The organism is Streptomyces sp. JN8, assembly GCF_055808075.1.
This window is the reverse complement of the sequence record NZ_CM147852.1, coordinates 6,943,287-6,964,058: the sequence shown is the minus strand read 5'-3', so window position 1 is coordinate 6,964,058 and position 20,772 is coordinate 6,943,287. Positions and strand designations below refer to the sequence as shown.

Annotated in this window: 15 protein-coding genes; 12 read left to right on the top strand and 3 right to left on the bottom strand. The window is 75.1% G+C overall.

Annotation, left to right across the window (positions count from 1 at the left end):
- Window positions 1-27: 27 nt before the first annotated feature.
- The 3 genes from ACY0MR_RS30800 to mug all read left to right on the top strand — a co-directional run bounded on the left by ACY0MR_RS30800 (window position 28) and on the right by mug (window position 3,051).
- Window positions 28-810: an SGNH/GDSL hydrolase family protein gene (locus ACY0MR_RS30800; RefSeq protein WP_473556556.1), complete on the top strand. Its 783-nt coding sequence runs from the start codon at window positions 28-30 to the stop codon at window positions 808-810.
- A gap of 238 nt (window positions 811-1,048) precedes the next feature.
- Window positions 1,049-2,491, top strand: coding sequence for an adenylosuccinate lyase (purB, locus tag ACY0MR_RS30795; RefSeq protein WP_388805203.1), 1,443 nt, complete (start codon window positions 1,049-1,051; stop codon window positions 2,489-2,491).
- A gap of 29 nt (window positions 2,492-2,520) precedes the next feature.
- Window positions 2,521-3,051 (top strand): G/U mismatch-specific DNA glycosylase, encoded by a 531-nt coding sequence (mug, locus tag ACY0MR_RS30790; RefSeq protein ID WP_388805481.1) that lies wholly within the window; start codon window positions 2,521-2,523, stop codon window positions 3,049-3,051.
- A 97-nt stretch (window positions 3,052-3,148) separates the two neighbouring features.
- Here mug and ACY0MR_RS30785 read toward each other — a convergent pair whose 3' ends face one another.
- Entirely contained in the window at window positions 3,149-3,559 is a 411-nt protein-coding gene (locus tag ACY0MR_RS30785; RefSeq protein WP_361860326.1) for a hypothetical protein, read from the bottom strand.
- Window positions 3,560-3,767: 208 nt separating this feature from the next.
- Here ACY0MR_RS30785 and ACY0MR_RS30780 point away from each other — a divergent pair, with 208 nt between their 5' ends.
- Window positions 3,768-4,925 (top strand): ROK family transcriptional regulator, encoded by a 1,158-nt coding sequence (locus ACY0MR_RS30780; protein WP_388805207.1) that lies wholly within the window; start codon window positions 3,768-3,770, stop codon window positions 4,923-4,925.
- Between the two features lie 42 nt (window positions 4,926-4,967).
- Here the strand turns inward: ACY0MR_RS30780 and ACY0MR_RS30775 are convergent, their stop codons facing one another.
- A complete protein-coding gene (locus tag ACY0MR_RS30775) occupies window positions 4,968-5,708 on the bottom strand; it encodes a GntR family transcriptional regulator (RefSeq protein WP_361860329.1) in 741 nt (246 codons plus the stop codon).
- Between the two features lie 522 nt (window positions 5,709-6,230).
- Between ACY0MR_RS30775 and ACY0MR_RS30770 the strand changes: the two genes are divergently transcribed.
- From ACY0MR_RS30770 to ACY0MR_RS30745, 6 genes are all read left to right on the top strand, one after another.
- The gene (locus tag ACY0MR_RS30770; protein WP_388805211.1) at window positions 6,231-7,064 is read left to right on the top strand and encodes an alpha/beta fold hydrolase; all 834 of its coding nucleotides are present in this window, start codon (window positions 6,231-6,233) and stop codon (window positions 7,062-7,064) included.
- A gap of 1,027 nt (window positions 7,065-8,091) precedes the next feature.
- A complete protein-coding gene (gene pdxR / locus ACY0MR_RS30765) occupies window positions 8,092-9,642 on the top strand; it encodes a MocR-like pyridoxine biosynthesis transcription factor PdxR (protein WP_473556552.1) in 1,551 nt (516 codons plus the stop codon).
- Between the two features lie 248 nt (window positions 9,643-9,890).
- Entirely contained in the window at window positions 9,891-11,480 is a 1,590-nt protein-coding gene (locus ACY0MR_RS30760; protein WP_473556549.1) for an alkaline phosphatase D family protein, read from the top strand.
- A 103-nt stretch (window positions 11,481-11,583) separates the two neighbouring features.
- Entirely contained in the window at window positions 11,584-12,981 is a 1,398-nt protein-coding gene (locus tag ACY0MR_RS30755; protein WP_473556547.1) for an SWIM zinc finger family protein, read from the top strand.
- Window positions 12,978-15,752 carry a DUF7824 domain-containing protein gene (locus tag ACY0MR_RS30750; RefSeq protein ID WP_473556545.1) on the top strand — a complete coding sequence of 925 codons (2,775 nt, stop codon included), beginning with the start codon at window positions 12,978-12,980 and terminating at the stop codon, window positions 15,750-15,752. The genes ACY0MR_RS30755 and ACY0MR_RS30750 overlap by 4 nt, the downstream gene beginning before the upstream one ends.
- Window positions 15,753-15,840: 88 nt before the next feature.
- Window positions 15,841-17,301 carry a GNAT family N-acetyltransferase gene (locus ACY0MR_RS30745; RefSeq protein ID WP_388805226.1) on the top strand — a complete coding sequence of 487 codons (1,461 nt, stop codon included), beginning with the start codon at window positions 15,841-15,843 and terminating at the stop codon, window positions 17,299-17,301.
- Here the strand turns inward: ACY0MR_RS30745 and ACY0MR_RS30740 are convergent.
- Window positions 17,201-18,439, bottom strand: coding sequence for a trans-sulfuration enzyme family protein (locus ACY0MR_RS30740; protein ID WP_361857617.1), 1,239 nt, complete (start codon window positions 18,437-18,439; stop codon window positions 17,201-17,203). The genes ACY0MR_RS30745 and ACY0MR_RS30740 overlap by 101 nt on opposite strands.
- A 59-nt stretch (window positions 18,440-18,498) precedes the next feature.
- Here ACY0MR_RS30740 and ACY0MR_RS30735 point away from each other — a divergent pair, with 59 nt between their 5' ends.
- Window positions 18,499-18,996 carry an Lrp/AsnC family transcriptional regulator gene (locus tag ACY0MR_RS30735; protein WP_361857619.1) on the top strand — a complete coding sequence of 166 codons (498 nt, stop codon included), beginning with the start codon at window positions 18,499-18,501 and terminating at the stop codon, window positions 18,994-18,996.
- A gap of 48 nt (window positions 18,997-19,044) precedes the next feature.
- Window positions 19,045-20,748 carry a DUF885 domain-containing protein gene (locus ACY0MR_RS30730; protein WP_388805232.1) on the top strand — a complete coding sequence of 568 codons (1,704 nt, stop codon included), beginning with the start codon at window positions 19,045-19,047 and terminating at the stop codon, window positions 20,746-20,748.
- The last annotated feature ends 24 nt before the right edge of the window (window positions 20,749-20,772 follow it).

Below are 20,772 nucleotides of genomic sequence, written 5' to 3'. Positions count from 1 at the left end.
CATACCGCGCGGTACGATTTCTCCGCCATGGAGATCAATGCCACGTACAACAGTTTCGTCGCACTCGGCGACAGCTTCACCGAGGGGATGTCGGACCGGAAGCCCGACGGTTCCTACCGGGGCTGGGCCGACGTCCTCGCGGACCGGCTGGCCGCCCGGACCACCGACTTCCGATACGCCAACCTCGCCGTGCGCGGCAAGCTCATCGGCCAGATCGTCGACGAGCAGGTCGAGACGGCCGTCGCCATGAAGGCCGACGTCGTGACCCTGGTCGGCGGGCTCAACGACACCCTGCGGCCCAAGGTCGACATGGGGAGGGTGCGCGGACTGCTCACCGAGGCGGTCGAACGGCTCGCCCCCTCCTGCGGACAGCTGGTCCTGATGCGCAGCCCCGGGCGGAACGGGCCGGTCCTGGAGCGCTTCCGCCCCCGGATGGAGGAGCTGTTCGCGCACGTCGACGCGCTCGCCGCCCGGCACGGGGCCCTGGTCGTCGACCTGTACAGCGCCCCCTCGCTCGCCGATCCGCGGCTCTGGGACGTGGACCGGCTGCACCTCACCGGCGAAGGGCACCGGCGGGTCGCCGAGGCCGTGTGGCAGACCCTCGGCATGCCTCCGGAGACGGACTGGCGGGCGGCCCCGCCGCCGACCCCGCAGCCGGGCTGGGCGACCCGCCGGGCGGCGGACGCCCGCTTCGCCAGGGAGCACCTGGGCCCGTGGATCGGACGGCGCCTGACCGGCCGTTCGTCGGGCGACGGCCGCGCGCCCAAGCGCCCCGAGCTGCTGCCCTACGAGCCGACGCGGGAGCCCTAGCCGGGGCCGCTCGCGTCGGAGCCGGGCAACGGCGCCGTCCGCGCCGGTCCGCTCGGGCCCCGTCCGCGCCGGCGGGGGTGCGGGGCCGGTCCTGGTCGATCCGGACCGCGCCGGTCGGGAGGTGGAGCCCTCCGGCGCCGGGCCGTCCGCGGCCGGCCGTCGTGAGCTGCGTCTCGTAGCAACCTCCAGCTCGGGCCGTGGCGCTGGCCTGCAGAAATCGCCAGTAAACTCTGTCCACGTGACTGCTGTGACTGCGAAGCCCCGCATCCCCAACGTTCTGGCCGGCCGCTACGCCTCCGCGGAGCTCGCCGTCCTCTGGTCCCCCGAGCAGAAGGTCAAGCTGGAGCGCCGGCTCTGGCTCGCCGTGCTGCGTGCGCAGAAGGACCTCGGGATCGAGGTTCCGGACGCCGCCCTCGCCGACTACGAGCGCGTGCTCGACCAGGTCGACCTCGGCTCCATCGCGGAGCGCGAGAAGGTCACCCGGCACGACGTGAAGGCCCGCATCGAGGAGTTCAACGCCCTCGCCGGCCACGAGCACGTCCACAAGGGCATGACCTCGCGCGACCTCACCGAGAACGTCGAGCAGCTGCAGATCCGCCTCTCCCTGGAGCTGATGCGGGACCGTACCGTCGCCGTCCTCGGCCGCCTCGGCAAGCTGTCCGCCGAGTACGCGGAGCTGGTCATGGCGGGCCGCTCGCACAACGTCGCCGCCCAGGCCACCACCCTCGGCAAGCGCTTCGCGACGGCGGCCGACGAGCTGCTCGTGGCCTACGCGCGCCTGGAGGAGCTGCTCGGCCGCTACCCGCTGCGCGGCATCAAGGGCCCGGTCGGCACCGCGCAGGACATGCTGGACCTGCTCGGCGGCGACGCCGACAAGCTGGCCGACCTGGAGCGGCGGATCGCCGGTCACCTCGGCTTCGCCCACGCCTTCACCTCGGTCGGCCAGGTCTACCCGCGCTCGCTCGACTACGACGTGGTCACCTCGCTGGTCCAGCTGGCCGCCGCGCCCTCGTCGATCGCCAAGACGATCCGCCTGATGGCCGGCCACGAGCTGGTCACCGAGGGCTTCAAGCCCGGCCAGGTCGGCTCCTCGGCGATGCCGCACAAGATGAACACCCGCTCCTGCGAGCGCGTCAACGGCCTCATGGTCATCCTGCGCGGCTACGCCTCGATGACCGGGGAGCTGGCGGGCGACCAGTGGAACGAGGGCGACGTCTCCTGCTCGGTGGTCCGCCGGGTCGCTCTGCCCGACGCGTTCTTCGCGCTCGACGGCCTTCTGGAGACCTTCCTGACCGTGCTGGACGAGTTCGGCGCGTTCCCGGCCGTCGTCGCCCGCGAGCTCGACCGCTACCTGCCCTTCCTGGCGACCACCAAGGTCCTGATGGGCGCGGTGCGCGCCGGTGTCGGCCGCGAGGTCGCGCACGAGGCCATCAAGGAGAACGCGGTGGCCTCCGCCCTCGCCATGCGCGAGCAGGGCACGGTGCAGAACGAGCTGCTCGACAAGCTCGCCGCGGACGAGCGGATCCCGCTGGACCGCGCGCAGCTCGACGAGCTGATGGCGGACAAGCTGTCCTTCACCGGCGCCGCCGCCGACCAGGTCGCGTCCGTGGTGGCGCGGATCGAGGAGATCCTCAAGCAGCACCCGGAGGCCGCCGCCTACGCCCCCGGCGCGATCCTCTGACCGGGAGCCCCCGGTTCACCAGGGAGCAGCTGGAGGCCGCCCGTGACCGCGTCGTCCCCGACGTCGTCACGGGCGGCCTCTCGGTCTTGTTCTGCGGGATCAACCCGGGTCTCATGACGGCGGCGACGGGCCACCACTTCGCCCGTCCCGGCAACCGGTTCTGGCCGGTGCTCCAGCTGTCCGGCTTCACTCCGCGGCGGCTGCGGCCGGACGAGCAGGAGGAACTCCTGGGGTACGGCCTCGGGATCACCAACGTCGTCGCGCGGGCGACCGCCCGGGCCGACGAGCTGACCCGCGAGGAGTACCGGGAGGGCGGCCGGATCCTCGCCGCGAAGGTGGAGCGGCTCGCGCCCCGCTGGCTCGCGGTCGTCGGCGTCACCGCGTACCGCACGGCGTTCGACGAGCCGAAGGCCGTGATCGGGCCGCAGGAACGCGTGATCGGGTCCACCCGGGTCTGGGCGCTGCCCAATCCGAGCGGCCTCAACGCGCACTGGACGGCGGAGACGATGGCCGCGGAGTACGCGCGGCTCCGCGCGGCCGCCGAGACACCGCCCGGGTAGGTGCGTCGCCCGCCGACGCGGGCCGTCGGCGACGCCGGCGGTCGCCGTGAGCGCTTCCGGGGGCGGGCTTCCGGGGCCGGAGCGGCCGCCCCGGGTGTCAGGCCGGTGGGTCGACCGTGGTGACCACGGCGAGCAGCTGGAACGGGAGTTCCTTGTCCCACTGGGAGACGCCGAGCCCGATCCACTGCCCGTCGGCCCGCCACAGGCGCAGGTTCGGGGTGTGGCAGCTGAGGGTGGCCCAGGGCTCCGGTACCGGCTCGCCCTCCATGCTCCGCTCCAGGACGGGGAAGAGGTCGACGGTGCGGGGCTCGCCCCAGCGGGCGGCCAGCAGGACGCCCAGCCCGTCCCGTTCCGCTTCGTACTGGTCCTCGACGATCTCCCGGCGGGTGCCGTCGTCCTCCCAGAAGTCCTCGCTGGTCGCGAGCTCCGCGAGGTGGTGGTCCCGGCCCTCGTCGTGTCCCCGGGCCCTGAGTAAGTCGATCGCCGCCAGAAGGCCTGCCGTGGTCATGGCTCCAGTAAAGCGGCCCGCACTGACAGTTGGCGCCGCGTCAGGGACGCGACGGTCCCGCGGGCCGGGTCCGGGCCGGGTCCGGAGCCCCGGCGGAGCCTCCGCGGGGGCGGCTTCGAATCCAAAGCGTCATGGGGGCGGCACTCGCCGCGACCGGACCCATTGAGTACCATCCGCCGAAGAGGTGCACGAGCTGGGAGGACACACTGTGGGGCGGCTGACCGGCGGGGATCCGTCTCTGCTGCGGCGGATCAACTCCGCGGTGGTACTCCATGCGCTGCGCGGCGCCGACGCGCCGACGCTCACCGATCTGACCCGGATCACGGGTCTGTCGAGGCCCACCGTCGAAGGGGTCGTCGAGGGGCTCATGGAGGGCGGTCTCGTCGTCGAGGCGGCGCCCGAGGAGGGCGAGGCCCGGCGGCAGGGGCGTCCCGCACGGAGGTTCCGCTTCCGCGCCGAGGCAGGGCATCTGCTGGGCATCGAGATCGGCCCGCACCGGGTGGCCGCGCTGCTCTCCGGTCTGGACGGGCGGATCATCGGGGCCGGCTCGCGCGAGGTGTCGGAGACGGCCCCCGAGGACGAGCGGCTGGACCGGGTCCGTACGGTCGTGGCCGACGTGCTGCGCCGCGCCGGCGTCGCCCGGTCGAACCTGCGGGCCGTCGGCGTCGGCACCCCCGGCATCGTGGAGGCCGACGGCACGGTCCGCCTCGGCACGGCGCTGCCGGGGTGGACGGGGCTCGCGCTCGGCGAGCGGCTGCGCCGCTCCTTCAAGTGCCCCGTCATCGTGGAGAACGACGCGAACGCGGCGGCCGTGGCCGAGCACTGGAAGGGCGCCGCGACCGACTCCGACGACATCGTCTTCGTCCTCGCCGGGCTGAGCCCGGGCGCCGGGTCGCTGATCGGCGGCCGGCTGCACCGCGGTTTCGGCGGCGCGGCCGGGGAGATCGGCGCCCTGCACCTGCTCGGCCGGGGCGTCACCCCCGAGCACCTGCTGTCGACGACGGACGAACCGCTGCACCCGCTGGACGAGCAGGCGGTCGCCGAGGTCTTCGCGCTGGCCCGCAAGGGCGACACGCGCGCGGAGGCGGCGGTCGAGCGTTTCATCCAGCGGCTCGTGCACGACGTGGCCGCGCTGGTCCTCGCGATCGACCCCGAGCTGGTGGTCGTCGGCGGCTGGGCGGCCGGTCTGGACGGCGTGCTCCAGCCGCTCCGCGAGGAGCTGGCCCGGTTCTGCCTGCGGCCGCCGCGGGTGGTGCTGTCCCTGCTCGGCGAGGCCGCGGTCGGGACGGGTGCGCTGCGGCTCGCGCTCGACCACGTCGAGGAGCAGCTGTTCGCGGTCGACGGCACGGTGACGGCCCGCCGCTGAGGAGTACTCGGCGACGGGCCGTCGGGCGCGGTGCGACCGTGTCTAGGAGGCCATGACCAGGTCGACCGAGTCGCCGAAGGTCAGTCGGCAGGTGTCGGCGCGGTAGGTGGCCACGGAGACGGCGGCGGTGCGTCCGCCGGACAGGTAGCGGGTCGTGACGACGAGCACCGGGGCGCCGGGCAGCCGGTCGAGCTCCTTGGCGTCGTCGGCACGGGCGGATCCGAGCTCGACGGAGCGGTCCTGGCCGTCGAGGGCGAGGTGCTGGAGTTCGCGGAGCACCGCGCGGGCGCGGGCGGGTCCGGCGGGGGCGTCGATGGCGCTGAGGCCCGGGACGGACGCGGCCGGCACGTAGAGCAGCTCGGCGGCGACGGTCTGGCCCTGGCTGGCGCGGACCCGTCGGACGATGTGCACCCGCTCCTCGGTGCCGCTCTCCAGGGCACGGGCGACGGCGGCCGGGGCCACGTCGGCGGCGGAGTCAAGGGACTGCCAGGCGTCGTCGCCGACCCCCGGCCAGGCGTGCTGCGTGGTGGAGACGTCGACGCCGACGCGCGGCGGGGCGACGGTGGTGCCGACGCCGCGGCGGCGCTGCAGCCGCCCTTCGAGCTCCAGCTGCTCCAGCGCCTGGCGCAGCGTGGCCCGGGCCACGCCGAAGCGGGCCGCGAGGTCGCGCTCGTTGGGAAGGATCTCCCCGACCGCGAAGTCCGAGTCGAGTGCTTCGCCGATGACTGTCTTGAGGTGCTGGTACTTCGGTTCCGGTACCGATGTCAGCTGCGTGGTCCCCACCCTGATCCTCCGCAATTCGCCGTGTCCCGCGGCGTTTTTCCGCGCCCTTGTTTATTAAAGGTTCCTGCACTAACTCTGTGACCATAAGGCGAGCCCACCCCTTGGTCAAGACCAATCCTCTGTCGAACGCCCCCGAATGTGACCCTCTGACCTAGATCGTTCACAGGACGTTCGCGCCCCCGTGTGCCCGGCGCAGCAAAACACCCCGTCTCCCGGGCGGGAGACGGGGTGGACTTCCGGCCGATCGGCGCGATCGGGCCGGTTCCTCGCGCGGGGCGGCCGCGGGACGGGAGTCCTCGGCCTCGGCGGCGCGGCCGAGTATCCGGTAGGCGACGCCGGGCCACAGGGCCCGGTGCTCCTCGGAGCACGCGGTCGGGGGATCGGTCGGAGGTCGGTGGCCACCCGGTCGTCCCGCCCACCGCGGTGCCGCTGTCCAGTTTCGGGCGGAGGCTTGAACTCAGGGCTACTGATCGGTAATTCTCGTTGACGGGACGTCTGACAGCCTCAGGACAGGGAGTCCGCATGCCCGCACGGATCACGTTCACGATCGGGACCCCGGCGGGTCCCCGCACGGCGTCCCTCACGTACGAACGCCGCGGAGCGGGGGATCCGCTGCTGCTCCTGCACGGCATCGGACACCACTGGCAGGCCTGGGAGCCGGTGCTGGACATCCTGGCCGCCGAGCGGGACGTGATCGCCGTGGACCTGCCCGGGTTCGGCGCCTCCGACCCGCTGCCCGAGGGCTGCCCGTACGACCTGTCCACCGTCGGGAGCGTCCTCGGCGCGTTCTGCGAGGCCCTCGGCGTCGAGCGCCCGCACGTGGCGGGGAACTCGCTCGGCGGGCTGCTCGCCCTGCAGTTGGGGCGGGAGAAGCTGGTGCGCTCGGTCACCGCCCTCTCCCCCGCCGGCTTCTGGTCGGAGGGCGAGCGGCGGTACGCCTTCGCGACGCTCCGGGCGATGCGCGGCGCCGCGCTGTCGCTTCCCGTGCCGGTGATCGACCGCCTCTCCCGCACGGCCGCGGGGCGCACCGTGCTCACCAGCTCGATCTACGCGCGCCCCGCGCGGCGTTCACCGGCGGCCGCCTACGCCGAGACGCTCGCGCTGCGCGGGGCCACCGGGTTCCGGCAGACGCTGGCGGCCGGCGGGAGCGTGCGCTTCCGCGAGGACGTCCCCGGCCTACCGGTCACCGTGGCCTGGGGCGCCCGCGACCGGCTGCTCCTTCCCCGGCAGGGCGTCCGCGCCAAGCACACCGTCCCCGGCGCGCGGCTCGTCCGGCTGCCCGGCTGCGGGCACGTGCCCATGAACGACGACCCGGCTCTCGTCGCGCGCGTCCTCCTGGACGGCAGCCGCGCCTGAGGCGGTGACCGGGACGCGCCGGGCGAACAGGCCGGTGCCCACGGCGGCGCCGGCCCCCACCAGCAGGCTGCCGAACGCCTGCGGGAGACCGAACGAGGCGCCCGCGACCAGGGCCGCGCTCAGGGCGGCGGCGATCGGGATCGCGCCCGTGAAGAGCGTGGCCCGCTCCATGCCGATGCGCTGCACGCCCATGTAGAACAGGACGAATCCGACGACGGTGGCGAGCGCGGCCTGCCAGACCAGCGCGCCCGCCTCCGTGCCCGTCGGCAGCCGCACGACGCCGGCGCCGTCCACGAGCACTCCGATCAGCGCCGCCTCGACCGCGCCGATCCCGCACACGACCGCCGTGAGCAGCTTCGGCCCGAGCAGCCGGAGCACGGGGACGGCCAGCACCGTGAAGCCGACCTCGCCCGCGAGCGCGGCCACCGACCAGCCGATCCCCGCCAGGTCCGTGCGCCCCCATCCCTGCACCGTGAAGGCGCCGGCGGCGACGAGCAGCGCCCCGTACAGCACGGCGGGGGCCGGCCTGCGGCCCTCGGTCAGCGGGACGAGGACGGCGACGACGACCGGGGCGCAGCCGACGAGGACGCCGGGCACCGCGGGTTCGGCGGTGCGCTCGGCGGCGAGGACGGCCAGGTTGAAGCCGACCATGCCGACCCCCGCGAGGGTGGCGAGCCGCAGCCAGTGACGGACGGTCAGGATCCGCAGCGGGGCCGTCCCGCCGCGGCCGAGCAGGGGCAGCAGGAGCAGGCAGGCGGCGGCGTAGCGGAGGGCCTGGCCGCCGGCGTACGGGTAGTCGCCGAGCAGGCTGTTGGCGGTGAAGGAGGCTCCGACGAGGGCGTAGGCGACGGTCACGAGGAGGACCCCGCGCAGGGCGTTGGCGTTCATGGTTCCGACGTTAGGAAGGCGCGCGGTCCTGTTCGGGGTCCACTTCCGCACCGTCATCGGGGACCACTTTCCGCGGCGCGGCATCATGGGCCGCGGCCGGGAGTGCCGGGCCGGGGACGGGGAGAGGGGCCACACGCAGATGACGAGCCACGGGCAGGCGGCCTGGGAGCTGCTCCTGCCGGCCGCCGCCGCTCCCGCGCGGCGGCGCGGCCGGGCCCTCCAGGAGGCGCTGCGGGACGCGGTGCGCTCCGGCCGGCTCGCGCCCGGGACCCGGCTGCCGTCGAGCCGCGCGCTCGCGGCCGACCTGGGCGTCTCGCGGGGCCTGGTCACGGAGGCGTACGAGCAGCTCACCGCCGAGGGCTATCTCCGCAGCGACCGCGGGGCGGGCACCTGGGTGGGCGAGGCGGCGCGGGGCCGGCCGGGCGGCACGCCCGCGCGGGAAGGCGCCGGAACGCCGGCACCGGGTCGGGGCACGGGGACAGCCGGCGGCTCCGGCCCGGCCACGCGCGCGCGGGCGGCCGACGCCCGGGGCACGGGCCACGGGACGCACGCGCGGGGAGGCGCCGGGCCGCACGCGCGGGGAGCGGGGGCACCACGCGTGCGCGTGGACTTCCGCCCGGGGACGCCCGATCTGTCGCTCTTCCCCAGGTCCGCCTGGTCGGCGGCCCAGCGGGCCGTCCTCGCCCGGCTCCCCCACCCCTCCCTCGGGTACCCGGACCCGCGCGGTCTCCCCGAGCTGCGGGAGGCGCTGGCGGCCCTGCTGACCCGGCGCCGGGGCGTGGTGGCCGACCCGGAGCGGCTCGTCGTGTGCTCCGGAGTGGCGCAGGCCTCGACCCTGCTCGGCTTCGTGCTGCGGGCGCGGGGGCACGGCGCGATCGGCGTCGAGGATCCGGGCAGCCCGGAGCACGGGCGGCTGTTCTCCTCGACCGGCCTGGACACGCTGTGGCTGCCGCTCGACGGGGAGGGGCTGTGGCCGGAGCCGCTGGCCGCCTCGGGGGTCCGGGCGGTGGTGGTGACCCCCTCGCACCAGTTCCCGTCCGGGATCAGCTGGTCGGCGGAGCGGCGGGCGGCGCTGCTCGCCTGGGCGCGGGCGGTGGACGGCCACGTCCTGGAGGACGACTACGACGGCGACTTCCGGTACGACCGGGCCCCGGTCGGCGCGCTCCAGGGCCTCGACCCCGAGCGGGTGGTCTACGCGGGCTCGGTCAGCAAGTCGCTCGCGCCCGGTCTGCGGCTCGGCTGGATGCTCGTCCCCGGGGAGCTGCTGGCCGAGGTCGTCGAACGCAAGCGGACGATGGACCTGGGCAACCCGGTGCTCGACCAGGCGGTGCTCGCGGAGTTCGTGACGCGGGGCGCGTACGACCGGCAGCTGCGCCGCTGCCAACGCGCCTACCGGGAGCGGCGGGACGCCCTGCTCGCGGCCCTCGCGGAGCACCTGCCGGGAACGGAGGTGAGCGGCATCGCGGCCGGACTGCACGTCATCGCGCGCGTACCGGGGCGGTACGGCCCGACGGAGCGCTTCCTGGCCCGGGCGGCGGCGGCCGGGGTGGTGCTGCGGCCCCTGGAGGAGTACGGCACGGCACGGCCGGGGGACGGGGACGTGCGGCTGGTGATCGGATACGCGCACCTGGCGCCGTCCGTCGTGGCGGCCGGGATCCGCGCGGTGGCGGCGGCGGTGGGCCGGGGGTGACGCGGCCAGGCCGCGGACACGTGGGTGCGGTGCGCGCTGCGGCGTCTCCGGCGGCGGACAGCGGGTACGGCCTGCGGTGCCAGAGGCCGGACACGGGTACGGCCTGCGGCGGCCCGGATTGGACACCGCGTGCGGCCTGCGGCGGCCCGGGCGAGTGTTCACGCGGGGTTCGTGTGGGCGCCGTGCCCGGCCGCTAGGCATGGGGCGACGCACCGCCGCCCCCGCCCGGACCCCCTCGGAGGACCCGCATGTCCCAGTCCGCACCCGGCCGTTCCCCCTCCCCCGCCCGTCGCGGCGTGCTGCGCGGTTCGCTCGCCGCGTCGGCGGCGCTCGCCCTCGGTGGTTCCGGTCTCGCCGCCCCGGCGTTCGCGCTGTCGGGCCGGCCCCGCGCCGGGTGGGGCGTGCAGACGGGCGACGTCACGTCGTCCTCGGGGCTGGTGTGGGTGCGCTCGGACCGGCCGGCGCGCATGCTCGTGGAGACCTCGGCGAGCGAGTCGTTCCGCCGCGTGCGCCGCCACCACGGGCCGCTGCTCGGCACGGGCACGGACTTCACCGGCACCGTCCCGCTGCGGGGGCTGCCGGCCGGCGAGCAGATCCACTACCGGGTCACGCTCGCCGACCCCGACGACCCGCGGCGGACGGGCGAGCGGATCACCGGCACCTTCCGCACCGCCCCCGAACGGCGCCGGGACGGCGTCCGCTTCCTCTGGTCGGGGGACGTCGCCGGGCAGGGCTGGGGCATCAACCCGGACATCGGCGGCTTCCGCGCGTACGAGGAGATGCGCCGTCTCGACCCGGACTTCTTCCTGTGCAGCGGCGACTCGATCTACGCCGACGGGCCGCTGCAGCCCCGTGTGACGCTGCCCGACGGACGGATCTGGCGGAACGTCACGACGCCCGAGAAGTCGAAGGTCGCGGAGACCCTCGACGAGTACCGGGGGAACTTCCGCTACAACCTCCTCGACCACAACGTCCGGGCGTTCAACGCGCAGGTGCCGACGGTGACGCAGTGGGACGACCACGAGGTGCGGAACAACTGGTACCCGGGCCAGATCCTGGACGACGCGCGCTACACGGAGAAGGACGTGGACGTGCTCGCCGCGCGGGCCCTGCGCGCCTTCGGCGAGTACACGCCGGTGTCGACGCTGCACGCGCGCGTGGGGTCGCGGACGTCCCGGATGCACCGCGTGGTGCGGTACGGGCCGCTGCTCGACGTGTTCGTGCTCGACATGCGCTCGTTCCGGAACGCCAACTCGCCCGGGCGGCAGGCCGACGACACGACCGGCATCCTGGGCGCCGAGCAGCTCGCCTGGCTCAAGCGGGAGCTGGCCGCGTCCACGGCGGTGTGGAAGGTCCTCGCGGCCGACATGCCGCTCGGCCTGGTCGTCCCGGACGGCGCGAACATCGAGGCGGTGGCGCAGGGCGATCCGGGCGCGCCCCTGGGCCGCGAGCTGCAGATCGCGGAGCTGCTGCGGTTCGTCAAGCACCGGAGGATCACCGGCACCCTGTGGCTCACGGCGGACGTGCACCACACCTCCGCGCAGCACTACGCGCCGGAGCGGGCGGCCTTCCAGGACTTCGCGCCGTTCTGGGAGTTCGTCTCCGGGCCGCTGGCCGCGGGCGGGTTCCCGGCCAGCGCGCTGGACGCGACGTTCGGTCCGGAGCGGGTGTTCGTCCGGGCGCCCGAGCGGGGCAACCTGTCGCCGATGGAGAGCCCGCAGTACTTCGGAGAGGTCGACATCGACGGCCACAGCGGGGAACTGACGGTCCGTCTGCGGGCGGAGGGCGGGACCGTGCTGTTCAGCACGGTGCTGCAGCCGGGTCGCGTCGGGCAGTGACGCCTGGTCGGAGGGGGTACGGGGCCGGTTCCCGGCGGCCGCGGAGGCCGCCGTGGAGCCGGCCCCGCGGTGATTGTCAGTGGCGGGTCCTAACGTCCCTCCCATGACGCGATCCGTACAGGCACTCGCCTATGTCCGCCCTTCCGCGCTGGAGTCCACGGGCTCCGGCCGGCTGCTCGGTCTGGAGACGGCGGGGGGTCTCACGCCCCGCGGGGCCGAGGCCCACCCCCGCTTCTTCGCCGGCTTCCTGGCCTCTCCGCAGGTCGCCGCCCGCGGCCTGCTCGCGGTCGCCGACGTGGCCGCGGCCCGCTATCACCAGCGGATACGGCCGGGTTCGCTCGACCCGGTGGTGACGGGGAACGGCGACCGGCTGCGGTTCGAGTCCTTCTCCGGCTGCGGCGGGGTGTACGCCCGCCTGGACGTCCTCGACGAGGGCCTCGGCGGTACGGAGACCGGGCACGGCACCACGAACGTCGACGTCAACGACCCGCTGCGCGAAGCGCTGTCGCGGATGACGGGGGACGACCCGCTGCATCTCCGGGTGGGACCGGAGGAGATGGCGGTGACCACGCTCGCGGGCGCCGTGGTCGAGAAGAAGGTGCCGCTGCCGGACCGCTGGCTGCGGGGCTTCGCCGAGGCGCAGGTCGCCTCCGCCCGGTTCGATCTGCGGGCCGAGCTGAGCGGGGCGGAGGCCGTCCGCTTCCTCCGGTCCCTGCCGCGCAACCAGGCGCGCGGGCGCGGTCCGGTGTGGGTCGTCCAGTCCGGCCGGACGCTGCGGCCGACGACCCGGCCGGGCGCGGGAGCGGTGTGCCTGCCGGGGCCCGACCGGCTGGTCGCCCTGGAGCGGGTGCTGCGGCACGCGAAGGGGCTGCGGGTGTACGGGCCGGTGCCGGACGGCGCCCTGGCCACGGCGAGCGCCTGGGAGGTGCTCCTGCCGGGGATGCGGCTGACGCTGACGCTGTCGCCCGACCCCGCCCGGGGCTTCTCCGGGGAGGGCGGGGTCCTGGAGGCGCTGGCGACGGAGGAGGCCGCGCAGGACGCCGAGCTGGTCGCGGTGCTCCTCGCCTGGGAGCCGCGGGTCGACCCGGCCGACCTCGCGGCGCAGGCCGGGCTCACGATCGACCGGGTGCGGGCGGCGCTGACCCGGCTCGGCACGGCCGGGCGGGTGGGCTACGACGTGGCGGACGCGGCGTACTTCCACCGGGAGCTGCCGTACGACGCGGACCGCGCCGAGCGGCACAACCCGCGCCTGCTGAGCGCCCGCCGGCTGGTCGCGGAGGGCGCGGTGACCGTCGAGGGCGCACTGGCGACGGTGGCCTCGGGCGAGCGGCGCTACCGGGTGCGGGAGTCGGACGGGGTGCTGAGCTGCACCTGCCAGTGGTGGGCCGACTACCGCGGCCGGCGGGGTCCGTGCAAGCACGCGCTGGCGGTGCGGATGGTCCGGCGGGGCGCGGTGCCCGGGCCGGGCGGGGGCGCGGCGGTCGCGGGAGCGGTGCGATGACGGCGAGCGGTGGGGGTGCCGAGGTGACGGACGGCCTGGTGAACAGAGTGGTGGGCGACATGATGACGAAGGTGAGGAGTGCGGTGGTGCGCGGGGCGGGGAAGGGCACGGAGGTCGCGGGCGGTACGGAGGGGGGCACCCCGGTCGAGCAGTTGCTCGCGGCGGTGCGTGCGGGGCGCGCCCACAAGGTGCCGGCCCTGCTGGAGCCGCTGGACGCCGCGGCCCGGAAGAGCGCCCTGGGCCCGCTGAAGGCCCTGCGCTCCGAGGTGCGCGGCTGGGACTGGAAGCGGTGGACCGAGGCGACCGCCGTCCGGCGGGCGCTGTACGTGGCGGGCGCGGGCTGTCAGACGGGTGCCGCGGCGACGGCGGCCTGGCTCGGCGGGCGCGACCTGCTGAGCCGGCGCTCCGAGGACGGGGGCCTGGTCCTGTCGGTGCTCGCCGACCGGGACCCGGCGTGGACGGCGGACGTGGCGCAGCGGCTGGCGGCGCGGACGGCCGTGGCGGAGAGCAGTTACGGGCTGATCCGGGGACTCGTGGAGCGCTCGGGGTGCGCGGTCCCGGCGACCGACGGCTACGTCCTCGCCTGGACGCGGGAGATCACCGACTCGCGGCTGCTCGCGCGGCTGCGGGAGGACGCGCACACGCGGGTGCTGGTGCCGCACGCGCTCGCCATGTCCGAGACGCCCGACCGGCTGACCTGGTCGGTCGGTCCCGAGTCGCCGACGCACTGGCCGACCGCGCTCGCGACGCTCGTCGCGGAGGGCGTGCTCGACCGGGCCCAGGTGGTGGACCTGTGCGTCTCCCGGCTGCTGCGCGGCGGCCGGGCCCGGGACCTGCGGTTCCCGCTGGAGGTGCTGCGGCTCGTCGAACCGGGCGCCGCCGAGCGCCGGGAGCGGGTCCCCGACTGGATCGGGATGACGGCGGACGCGCCGTCCCCGGTCGCGGCGTACGCCCAGGAGGTGCTCGCGGGGCTGGCCGCCGAGGGCGCGCTGTCGGCGGGGACGCTGGCCGAGATGACGGGCGGGGTGCTGTTCCGTACCGAGAAGAAGCTGGTGCGGGCCCAGTTGACGCTGGTCGGGAAGGTGCTGGCGCGGGAGCCCGGTGCGGCGGAGGAACTGCTGCCGGCCGTGGCGGAGGCCTTCGGGCACGAGGACACCACGATCCAGGAGCGGGCGCTGAAGCTGGTGGGCCGCCATGCGGGACGGGTGGAGGCCTCCGTGCGCCGCGAGCTCGCCGAGCAGGCCGGGCTGCTGAGTCCGGTGCACCGTCCGGCGGCCGTCGAGCTGTTCGGGGCGGACCTGGAGGCGGAGGCCGGCGTCCCGTACGAGGAGGTCCTGCCGCCGGTGCCGGAGCGGGAGCCGGTGGCGCCTCCGGCGGCCTCGGTGGAGGAGCTGGTGGAGGAGCTGGTGACGCGGGGCCGGTCCGACGACCCGGCGGCGTTCGAGCGGACGCTCGACGGTCTGGTGCGGCTCGCGCGGCACGACCGGGCGGGGCTGGAGGCGGCGGTCCGCGAGGCGTTCCCGACGGAGCACTGGACCCACGAGTACTACTTCAGCCACTACACGCACGACGCGGAGGTGGTGCTCGCGGGGCTGCTGGGGCTGCTGCCCGGGTGGCGTGTCGACTCCGGGCGTGCGAAGGGGAACGACCGGACGGCCTGCCACCACGAGGCGCTGTCGGGTCTCCTCGAGGCGCGCCTGTGGGAGATGGCCGCTCTGGTCGGCTCGGACGCGCTGCCGTTCCTGCTCGCCGCGCCGACGCTGCACACCGGGGAGATCGCCCCGGAGGTGCTGGTGGAGCGGCTGCGGGCCTACGGGGACGCGGGGGTGGAGCCGGCTCCGGCGGACTTCGCCCAGGCGCTGCTGCGGGTCGGGCGGACCGCGCCCGCGGCGGCGGAGGCGGCCGAGCGGGCCGAGGCGCTGGGCACGGCGGCGGGCCGGCGGCTCGCCGTGTGGCTGCGGACGGAGGAGCCGCTGGGGACGCGGGTGCGGTTCCTGCCCCGGGGGAAGGACCAGGCCTCGCAGAAGTGGTGGCTGGCGGAACGGATCGTCGTCGAGATCGGCGAGCGGGCCGTGCTGCGCGAGGAGTTCCCGGCCGCGTTCCGCTGGCTGGGCGGTGAGCTGCGGGCGACGCCCCGGCGCTGCTACCACTGGCTGGACACGCGGGCGCACTGGTCCGCGGCGCTGCCGGTGGACCGCGAGTTCGTGGCGGCGTGCGTCCTGTCCTCCCTCGCGTCGGGGGCCGACGGCGACCAGCGGGGCCTGGCCGAGCCGCTCACGGCTCTCGCCGAGGCGGGCGGCCCGGTGGGCCGTTCCGTCCATCTGGCGCTGGCGTTCGGTCTGGGCTGCCCGGACGCGGACGACCGGCTGCGCGCGGTGGACGCGCTGCTCGTCCTCGCGTCGCGGGGCGACCTGGACGCCCGCCAGCTCGGTACGGAGCTGGCGTGGCTGGTGCTGGAGGGCTCGGTGAAGCCGAACCGGCTGGCGGACGCGCTGCGGACGTCGGCGGCCACGGGCGCGTACGGCACGGTCTGGGCGGTCCTGGAGCCGCTGCTCCCGGAACTGCTGGGCGCGGAGAAGCAGGTCCGGGGTCTGGGCGAGGTCCTCGCGGTCGCGGCGGACTGCGTGGAGCGGTGCGGGGCCGCGGGCGAGGTGGCCGGGCTGGAGGCGCTGGCCTCGACGCGGAGTTCCGCCCAGTTCGTCGTCCAGGCGAAGCGGCTGTCGGGTGCACTCCGCCGGGAGGCCGATCAGCCTCTGACAGAAACGGTCTGAATCGTTCTTTAAGCCGCTAGATGGGCGCTTAACCCGTCAGTCACAAAGCGTTCGTGATCACGCAACACCGTTGGGTCACAGTGAGGTCATGACCGATGTGACGTCCTCGAAGAGCACCCGCCGTCCGCACCACTGGCGGCACGACCTGATCGAGCTGGCCGCGCTGTTCACCGCGGTGGTGGTGGCCGACACGATCGCCAAGACCATCGCCAAGGGGCCCGACGGCCCCTCGCTCCTGGTGTTCTCGGCGATCGCGCTGGTCGCCACCGCCGCCTTCCACACCTGGTGGGCGCGGAGGCGGAGCCATGCGAGCCATGCCCCGCCCGCCGGACACACCGGCGGGCATCCCGCGGCGGCCCGCCCCGAGGGCGCCGGCGAGGCGCCGGCGGCCGACGGGGAGGCCGCGCCCGCGGTGCCCGTCGAGACCGCGCTGTGGCGGATGCGGACCACCGTCGCGGACGCACCGGGCAGCCTCGCCGCCCTGTGCACGGTCCTCGCCCGCCTGGGCGTGGACATCCTGACCCTCCAGACCCATCCGCTCGCCGACGGCACGGTGGACGAGTTCCTGCTCCGGGCCCCGGCCGACCTGTCCGCCCACGCCCTCACCCGGGAGACCGCAGCGGCCGGCGGCCGCGACACCTGGACCGAACGGGCCGACGCCCACGACCTGGTGGACACCCCCACCCGGGTCCTCGGCCTGGCCACCCGTACGGCGCTGGACGCGGCCGAGCTGCCGCTCGCGCTGCGCCAGCTCCTGGGCCGCTGCACCCTGCACTCCGTGCCCGCCGTCTCGCTCACCGGCCGGCCCACCGGCGAGCACGCCCCGGTCGAGGGCGTGCTGGAGGAGACCGTGATGCGGCTGCGCGACCCCCACGGCGGCACGCTCGTCGTGGAGCGCGCCTACCTCCCCTTCACCCCGACGGAGTTCGCCCGGGCCCGCGCCCTCGTCGAACTCGACGCCCGGCTCGGCCCCCGCGTGCCGCGCAGCCAGGACGTGCTGACCCTCCCCGAGGGCAACGAGATCACCGTCCGCCGGGCCGACCGGCGCGACCTGGCCGCCGCGCGCGCCATGCACGACCGCTGCTCGGCCCGCACGCTCGGACTGCGCTACCACGGCCCGGTCGGCGACGCCGACCGCTACCTCGACCACCTGCTCAGCCCCCGCTTCGGCCGCACCCTCGCCGTCCAGACCGCCTCGGGCCGGCTCGTCGCCCTCGGGCACCTGCTCTGGGACGGCGACGAGACCGAGGTGGCGCTGATGGTGGAGGACGACTGGCAGCGCCGGGGCATCGGCTCCGAGCTCCTCGGCAGGCTGGTGGCGATGGCCGAGGAGGCCGGATGCGCGAGCGTGTACGCCGTGACGCAGTCGTCCAACACCGGGATGGTGGCCGCCATGCGGGCGCTCAACCTGCCCCTGGACTACCAGATCGAGGAGGGCACCCTGGTGATCACAGCCCGGCTGGCCTCGGCACCGCGACCGGCCGACCGGCCGCAGCACCGGGAGACGGAGCAGCAGCCGCGCGAAGGGGCGCGGCCGGCGGAGCGCTGAGCGCCCAGGTCAGGTCCCGCCAGAGGTCCTCGACGTCCTCCAGGCCCACCGACATCCTCAGCAGGCGGTCGCTGACGCCCGCCGAGCGCCGGTCGCCCTCGGCCACGATGCGGTGGCTGATGGAGGCCGGGTGCTGGATGAGGGTGTCGACGCTGCCGAGGCTGACGGCGGGGGTGATGAGCCGGACGCCGGCGATGACGTCGTGCGGGTCGCCGTACACCTCGAAGGCGATCATGGCGCCGCCGATCCGCGGGTAGTGGACCTGCGCGATGCGGGGGTCGGTGGCGAGTCGCCGGACGAGCTCCGCCGCCGTGCCGGACGCGGCCCGGACCCGTACCGGCAGGGTGGAGAGGCCCCGCAGCAGCAGGTAGCCGGCCAGCGGGTGGAGCACCCCGCCGGTGGCGAAGCGGACCTGGCGGAGGGTACGGGCGAACTCCTCGTCGCAGGCGACGACGCCGCCCATCACGTCGCCGTGGCCGCCGAGGTACTTGGTCGCGCTGTGCAGCACGATGCGGGCGCCCTGCTCGACCGGGCGCTGGAGCACGGGCGTCGCGAACGTGTTGTCGACCAGGAGCGGCACGGAGCCGCAGGAGTGGGCGAGGGCGCGGATGTCGGCCTCGGCCAGGGTCGGGTTGGCGGGCGACTCCACCATGACGAGACCGGTGTCGGGCCGGATCGCGTCCGCCACACCCGCGGGGTCGGTCCAGGTCACCTCGGTGCCGAGCAGCCCCGCGTCGAGCAGGTGGTCGCTGCAGCCGTACAGCGGACGGACCGCGACGACATGGCGCAGCCCCTGGCTCGCCCGGGCGAGGAGGACGGCGGTGAGGGCCGCCATGCCGCTGGCGAACGCGACGGCGGCCTCGGCGCCCTCCAGACGGGCGAGGGCCTCCTCGAAGCGGGCGACCGTCGGGTTGTCGAGCCGGGCGTAGACCGGCGGTCCGTCCAGCCGGGCCCCGGTGGTGGCGAACTCGTCGATCCGGGCGGCCTCGGCCCGGGCGTCGTACGAGGGGTAGGTGGTGGACAGGTCGATCGGCGGGGCGTGCAGACCGAGCGAGGCGAGGTCTTCGCGGCCGGCGTGCACGGCTTCGGTGGCGAGCGCCCTCGGGGTGGCCGAGGTGCCGCAGTCCATGGCGTCCATGGCGGCACTGTGAACGGATACCGGGAAGTAGCGGGAATTCGCCGTGCTACGTTCGCCAGATGGCCGATTCTGTCGTACTGGACGCGGTCGATCTGCACATTCTTCGCCTCCTGCAGAACGACGCCCGGACCACCTACCGCGAACTCGCCGCCGAGGTCGGAGTGGCGCCTTCCACCTGCCTCGACCGGGTGGCGCGGCTGCGCCGCACGGGCGTGATCCTCGGACACCAACTACGACTGGATCCGGCCAAACTCGGCCGAGGGCTTGAAGCGCTCCTTCTCGTCCAGGTCCGGCCGCACCGGCGGGAACTGATCGGTCCGTTCGTGGACCGGATCCGGGGCCTGCCGGAGTCCCGGGCCCTGTTCCATCTGACCGGACCCGACGACTACCTGGTCCACGTGGCCGTGGCGGACCCCGCCGACCTGCAACGACTCGTCCTCGACGAGTTCACCTCGCGCCGGGAGGTGGCCCGCGTCGAGACGCGGCTGATCTTCCAGGAGTGGGAGTGCGGCCCGCTCCTGCCGCCCGCTTCGAGCCCCTCCATGTCAGCCGACTGAGCCTCGACGAGGGTGACGCGAGGTGCCGAAGACGCCAGGATGGCCCCCATGCCAGAGACTTCCAGCAGCCCGCTGCCCCGCCAGGTCGCCGACGAACACGTCGACGCACTCATCGCCCTCGACCCGATCACCGGTACGTACCTGGGAGTCAAGGAGAGCGCCGGACTGCTGCCCGACTTCTCGCCGGCCGGCCAGCGGGCGGTGGCCGAGCTCGCCCGCCGGACGCTCGACCGGCTCGACGCGGCGGAGCGCGTGCCGGGCGCGGACAGCGAGGCCGAGCGGCGGTGCGCCCGGCTGCTCCGGGAGCGCCTGACGGCGGAACTCGCCATGTTCGAGGCCGAGGAGGGCCTCTGCACGGTCAGCAATATGCGGTCGCCCGCGCACAGCGTCCGGATCGTCTTCACGGTGATGCCGACGGAGACCGAGGAGGACTGGGCCGCGGTCGCCACCCGGCTCCGCGCCGTCCCGGCCGCGCTGTACGGCTACCGGTCCGCGCTCGCCCTCGGCCTGGAGCACAAGCGCTTCGGCGGTCCGCGCCCCACCGCCACCTTCGTCGGCCAGCTCACCGAGTGGGCCGGCGGGGACGGCGGACGGCCGGGCTGGTTCGAGGAGTTCGCCGGCGCGGCCCCGGCCGACCTCCCCGTGACCCTGCGCGCCGAGCTGGCGGCGGCGGGCCGGGTCGCCACGGAGGCCGTGGCGGCGCTGCGGGACTGGATGCGCGACGTGTACGCCCCGGCCGTGGCGGACGCCCCCGACACGGTGGGCCGCGAGCGCTACCAGCGCTGGACCCGGTACTTCAACGGCACGGACCTGGACCTCGACCAGGCCTACGCGTACGGCTGGACCGAGTACCACCGGCTGCTCGGCGAGATGCGGACCGAGGCCGAGCGGATCCTCCCGGGCGCCGACCCGTGGGAGGCGCTCGCCCACCTCGACGAGCACGGCACCCACGTCGAGGGGGTCGACGAGGTGCGGGTCTGGCTCCAGCGGCTGATGGACGAGGCCGTCGAGGCCCTCGACGGCACGCACTTCGAGCTCGCCGACCGGGTGCGCCGCGTGGAGTCCCGCATCGCCCCGGCGGGCGGCGCGGCCGCCCCGTACTACACCGGCCCGTCCGAGGACTTCTCCCGTCCCGGCCGCACCTGGCTCCCGGTCGACGGCGTGACCCGCTTCCCGGTCTACGACCTGGTGTCGACCTGGTACCACGAGGGCGTGCCCGGCCACCACCTCCAGCTGGCCCAGTGGGTGCACGTCGCCGACCGCCTCTCCCGCTACCAGGCGACCATCGGCAAGGTCAGCGCCAACTGCGAGGGCTGGGCCCTCTACGCGGAGCGGCTGATGGACGAACTCGGCTTCCTGCCCGACGCGGAGCGGCGCCTCGGCTACCTCGACGGGCAGATGATGCGCGCCTGCCGGGTGATCGTGGACATCGGCATGCACCTGGGGCTGGAGATCCCGGCCGACTCCCCCTTCCACCCGGGCGAGCGGTGGACGCCGGAGCTCGCCCAGGAGTTCTTCCAGCGGCACAGCAGCCGTCCGCCGTCCTTCGTGGAGAGCGAGCTGACCCGGTACCTGTCCATGCCCGGCCAGGCCATCGGCTACAAGCTGGGCGAGCGGGCCTGGCTGCTGGGCCGGGCCAACGCGCGGGCGGCGCACGGCGACGCGTTCGACGCGAAGGCCTGGCACATGGCGGCCCTCTCGCAGGGCCCCCTGGGCCTCGACGACCTCGTCGAGGAACTGTCGCGCCTCTGAGGACCACGCCGTGGGATTCCCCGG